2 protein-coding genes are annotated in these 4,359 nt (G+C 43.6%); both read right to left on the bottom strand.

Going from position 1 to position 4,359, the window contains the following annotated elements; genetic code table 11:
• Window positions 1-432 precede the first annotated feature (432 nt).
• On the bottom strand, window positions 433-1,200 hold the full coding sequence (locus tag QUA78_RS31925; protein WP_333306960.1) for a DUF1350 family protein: 768 nt from the start codon (window positions 1,198-1,200) through the stop codon (window positions 433-435).
• A gap of 476 nt (window positions 1,201-1,676) precedes the next feature.
• On the bottom strand, window positions 1,677-2,708 hold the full coding sequence (locus tag QUA78_RS31920; protein ID WP_333306961.1) for a glycosyltransferase family 2 protein: 1,032 nt from the start codon (window positions 2,706-2,708) through the stop codon (window positions 1,677-1,679).
• Window positions 2,709-4,359: the final 1,651 nt, after the last annotated feature.

Raw genomic sequence — 4,359 nt, 5'->3', positions numbered from 1 at the left:
TATAACCTCCAATCTGCTCCACTTAAGCCCAACCCTTAATTATAGCATAAAATTATTTTGCAAGAGGTCTAATATAGCTGCGTATCAGCTTATCACCATGTTGACTCACCATCAGGCTCAAGTCAGTCGGAAAAGTCGGATCTTTAAAGTCGGAAAAGTCGGAAAAGTAGGATCATCGCCGCTATGAGTACATAGCTCAGAGATCTCTTTAACAATTTAAGCTCACCCGCTAGCTAAAACGCCACTGTATTAATACTGAATTCAGGCTGATATATAGGCTAAGGGGAGCGTCTTTTTTATATACTGTCCATCATCCAAACCCCCTCAGGGTGAGCTTTCTGGGACGTTAGCTGTAACTTTATGCTCTGTGTCTGAATCACCAGCCCCCCGATTTATCAGTGGGCTCAATTCCACAATCTCAAATTTCAAATCTCAAACGCGGGACGTAGGATTCAGCCACAGCAGAATTGTCTGTTTTAATTGATTTAATTCCCGATACACTTCTTGTTTTACCCACTGCCCGATCGCGTCGAAGGGCGTAAAAATTTGACCTACAGGCCAGCTAACATCTTGACCCAAGGGCGTTTGATGGTTGCCGGCCAGGGTCTGAACTGTAATCATGTCGGGAAATCTCTGTTTTAGCAGACCAGTCAACAGCAGGGTTTGGTCGATGTTGTCGCCGTTAAATTTGACTAAAAGATTGCGCCGGATTTGATAGCTATCTTGGACGAGGCGATTGGTATCTTGCGGGGAAGGGGTAAACTCCACTTTAAAGACGGGGGAAATTTGCTCGACGATCGGGATTGCTTCGGATGCCGCATAATTGTTGAAAGAGATCAGAATATTGCCTGCCCTTTCTATGTCAAACACAGAACCTATCAGCAAGTGGAGTTTGCACCCCATACTGTGCCCCATACCGTAAACAGGGAGATAGGAAGATCTGAGCAATTTAGTGGCGCGCAGGCGATCGAGGGCATTTTCAAATTTGTTGAGAACATCGCGGGCGATCGCAATATGATCCAAAGTATTGACAAACGGCGTTGCGACTACAAGATATCCTTGATTTCCCAAAGCCTCTAACAGCCAGCGATAGGTAAGTTGCGGTGCTGTCGCCACAAATGCACCGCCGAGAAAATGTACGATAGCGATCGGTTTAGACGGAATTAATACCCAGTTGCCAGAAATTTCTTGCCAGTCCATAAATTCAATCTAATTCACAGTAAAAAGGCGATCGTCCTCTGAAGGTAGAAAGCAGAATTTTTTCTAAATATTTGCTTTTATTTTCTGCCTCAAAAAATGGTTTGCTACCCATTTTTTTATTCAAAAAACTTTTCTTTTTACTTATTCATTATTTAGTGTAACTGTTTTGGGAGCAAATAGCACGGCGGGCGATCGCTGCTATTTACGCCATGTATAGGGTTGAAGCTTGCGACCGAATAAATCAAGGCTGACATCCGATCGCGACTTTCAAAAATTTTTATATTGTCTCCCATCGCACGGCTGCAAGCCCTTGTCGTTGGTATTGCGGGTAATTGCTCCGACAGGATATTAACAGTCAAAGACGCCTCTAAACCCCAAGAGCGCGTATTAACCAGCCCCTGCGCGATCGGCTTCGATTCGGCTTTATTGGCATCACCTAATTTCTTGACTCAACTCGCATACAACTATAATCTCCTTTAGGAGAAACCTCCGAGTTCAGACGATCGCTGGGGGTTTAATTCTGCCGAATGACCAATACCTTCTGCCGTTTTACCACTCAACTTTTCATGAGTCTTCATCCATTTCCACTTGTGCAGAGTAGCTTGAGGATTGAGCACTGCCGTAGCGACGCCGTAAACAATAGTAGAAAAAACCTCCCGATTTAACCAACTTTGTCCCAGCTTTCTCATGTAGTGCAGTGCCAACACTTCTCTGAATTTGTTGAGCCTTTTCAAAAGCGGCAAATTCTTAAAGAATAGCTGTTCGTACTCGTTGAGCGATAACTCTTTTTCTCCCCGCAAGCGCCGGAGTTGGTTTTCCTTGACACAATCAGAAGCTATGCGCTTTTTCAGCCAGTGCTTATCTGTGAGAGATTTCCCTCTAATTCGATAATTTCCCAAAGCTTCTGTCGCCGCTAGCAAGCCATACTTTTGAGCAATTTTGGTAAATAACTCTGTATCTTCTCCTACCTGCCAATCTTCTGCAAAGCCGCCTTCTTGGAGAAGAATGGAGCGATCGACTACAACAGAAGACGGGAAAACCCAAGGGCTTTCGCCTGTCTCCTTAATCGCCTGCATTTCTGCTTTAGTTGTAGGATAGGTGGGAATGTAACTCAACTTGTTGCCGCGCTTGTCTAAATACCGCAAAGCGTGAGCCACAGCTTTGACTTCGGGATTGTCTGCGAGCATCTTCAAACAAACTTCTAGCTTGTTGGGTTCCCAGGTATCGTCGCTGTCGATAAACGCTACATAGTTGCCCGTTGCACGATATATCATTAAATTTCTCGCCTTAGAAACCCCGTAAGTTTTGGGATTTCGGAAGTATTGAATTCTCGAATCTTGCTCGACGAGTTTAGCAGCAACTTGGTCAGTAGCGTCAGTAGAGCAGTCATCAACAATTAAAATTTCTAGATGCTTGTGGGTACCATTGAGTACGGAGGCAACTGTCTCGGCCAGAGTGTCGGCAGCATTGAATGCAGGAATTATTACACTGACTTTTTCGCTGTTCATAACTTGAATCACTTGTGGTTTGGTAGTTGTTCGCCGAAGTACAGTCTGGAAGCAGACACTCTGACTCCTTTACGTGCAAGTACCTGTAGTCCCGAAACTTGCCTACATACTGCCAATATAACAGGCTTGCCGACCTCAGTGTTATGTACCATAAGGGGGGACACCTCTTAGGAGCCGGAGTGCAGACTATTTGGCGGACAATTTTTTTGATACACAGGCGTCGCCTGCAAGGGATTGAGGGTTTTGTCGGGGGGTTGGAATTTTAATAAATTAGATGGGATATTTTTGCTTTAATAGGACTTACCTAAAAAAACCCGGCATCACCCAAAATTATTGGTTTGATAACTATATCTGTACTAATAAACCGAGTTTATGACTCATATCGAGTCCGGTTAATCGCTAATCATAACCTTGTTTGTCGTCGGCGCGGCGCGGGCGATAGAAGGCTCCCCGTCTCCACTACAAACCTAATTATAAGTTTTGAACCAAACCTGGAAGGGTGAAAAAGAGAGCTATAAAGTAGACCCCATAAGAGTTGCAGCCCGTATCCCCTGTTGATAAAAGCGACGTTTATTGCGAGTTAATGAAATTAACTCTCTCACAGATTCAGAATGTTTATCGAGATAATTTACCCACTGTTCTCCATCCTGATCCATGTCAAATATACCCCGCCTACGGTATTTTTGGCACTTGTCTTTACGACGACGAGATACATATCCCCGCACTTGCTTTTTCGTTCATTTCTGTGCCTTGAAATATAGCCGAGCTGTCAACGATCGCCATTAACAATATTATTTTAACGAGTCGGTCTCCCCTGAGACCACTCCCTTCTAGATTATCGCCTCCTGTTTGACAATTTTGGAACATTTATTCTATCCCCATCCGTTTTTTATAAGCTGCTATAGCTACTGGCCAGGAGCCTAAATCTGTGACAATAAAGCAGGCTTCTTTTCCTTTCAATTCCTGATAGTTTCGTTGCCATTTACCAGCGATATCAAACCCTACTACAGGTCTGGTTTTTCTCACCCTCACAAGAGTGAAAGTATCAAGAAGTGCTCGGTACTATTCCTCATCAATCTAAGCGTTGCCAGATTAAGTTTTCTGTTGCCAGACAATGATTTTTTTTCAGCCTCAAACAAAAAGATACACCCATTGCCACATCGCCAGCTTGCCAAGTCCACTGAACACAATTCACGGTCTCCTAAAACAATAACTTTATATTCTTTTAGTAAGGGTAATACTTGTTGTAGAGCCAAGGTTTGTTCTGGTAGGTTACTGTTACCTAAATTAGGAAACAAACACCAATATAATGGAATGGCTCTTTTGTTCCAGATGAGAGCGAGCGTAAAAAGATTGATACACCCCCACTGACTGCGGTCGATGGCAATTGATAGAGTTTGTCCTACAGACCAATAAGTTGTTAACCAATAAGCGATTAAAGGGAACCAAAGAGCGTGCGAGCGTTAATTGAGGTAAATCGAGAAATCTTATTCTGCTTGCGACGGCAACTTTCGACCCTAATTGGATAGGGAAATACCCTTGCAAGAGCCGCTCTAGTCTCACTTGTTTTTCCGATTGTATCAAGTCAAGCAAGATTTTGAGTAAAATAAACTGGGCGTGCGTCAGTTGTTTTTGTAAGTGGGTCTGATAG

The organism is Microcoleus sp. K4-B3 (assembly GCF_036704615.1).
Classification (GTDB): domain Bacteria; phylum Cyanobacteriota; class Cyanobacteriia; order Cyanobacteriales; family Microcoleaceae; genus Microcoleus.
The sequence above is the reverse complement of the archived record's forward strand: the minus strand, read 5'-3'. Positions and strand labels throughout refer to the sequence as shown.

What these genes read in the sequence shown, in the direction of transcription:
- QUA78_RS31925 (WP_333306960.1), bottom strand. Translation starts at nt 1,200, where the DNA reads ATGGACTGGCAAGAAATTTCTGGCAACTGGGTATTAATTCCGTCTAAA.
- QUA78_RS31920 (WP_333306961.1), bottom strand. Translation starts at nt 2,708, where the DNA reads ATGAACAGCGAAAAAGTCAGTGTAATAATTCCTGCATTCAATGCTGCC.